The organism is Frankia sp. CoWAU3 (genome assembly GCF_977971855.1).
Genome location: NZ_CDWWXB010000080.1, coordinates 10,849 through 11,713, shown reverse-complemented (window position 1 = coordinate 11,713; position 865 = coordinate 10,849). Strand labels below are relative to the sequence as shown.

The following is an 865-nucleotide window of genomic DNA, read 5'->3' as shown; positions in this document are numbered from 1 at the left end:
AGGAACGCTACCGCGAGGCCCTCGCGATCGCCCGCCAGGTCGACGACCCCCGCGGGGTCGGTTGGGCGTTGCAGCACCTGGCCTGGAGCGCCACCACCCGGGGGGACTATCCCCGCGCCGAGCGGACGCTGCGCGAGGCGTCCGCGGTGTTCGACCGGCTCGAGGACACCGGCGGCCTCGGCTGGTGCCGGGGCACGGAGGCGCTGGTGCTGCTGCTGTCCGGGCAGCTCACCCGGGCCCGCAAACTCACCCGCGAACTGATCGAGCTAGCCAGTTCCGTGGGCGAGCAGTGGGGGATGGCCGTCTGCCTCACCATCGACGCGATAGCGGCCGCCGAGCTGGGCGACATCGCCACCGCCGAGGCCCACGCGGAGCGGGCCGCTGAGCTGTTCACCAGCATCGGCGACGCGTGGGGAACAATGCTGACCCTGGTCGCCCGTGGGCTGGCGGCCCGTGGCACCGGCGAATCGGCCCGCGGGGCGGAGTACCTGGAACAGGCGTGTGCCGAGGCGGCCGCCCGCGGACACGTCGTCGTCGGCGCGCTGGCCCGGGTGCTGCTCGGGCTGACCTGGCTCGACGCCGGCGAAGTGGACAAGGCTGGGCAGGCCGCCGAGATCGCGCAGGCGGACCTCGCGCAGCTGGAGCTGCGCCCGCATGCCCAGCTCGGGGCAAAGGTACTGGTCGCGCAGATCGCCCGGGCCCGCGGGCGGCTCGATGAGGCGACCGAGCTGTTGCGGGAGGCGTTGTCGGCAAGCGAACCGGCAACCCTGATGTTCCCCCGCCGGCAGGCGTACGCCCATCTCGCCGGCATCCTGTTGGATGCCGGGCAGCCCACCCAGGCTCTCACCGTGGCCCGGCGCGCGGT

General features: G+C 74.0%; 1 pseudogene. It reads left to right on the top strand.

Annotated elements, in window-relative coordinates:
• A pseudogene (locus AC08ON_RS09550) lies at positions 1 to 865 on the top strand (guanylate cyclase); the annotation flags it as partial.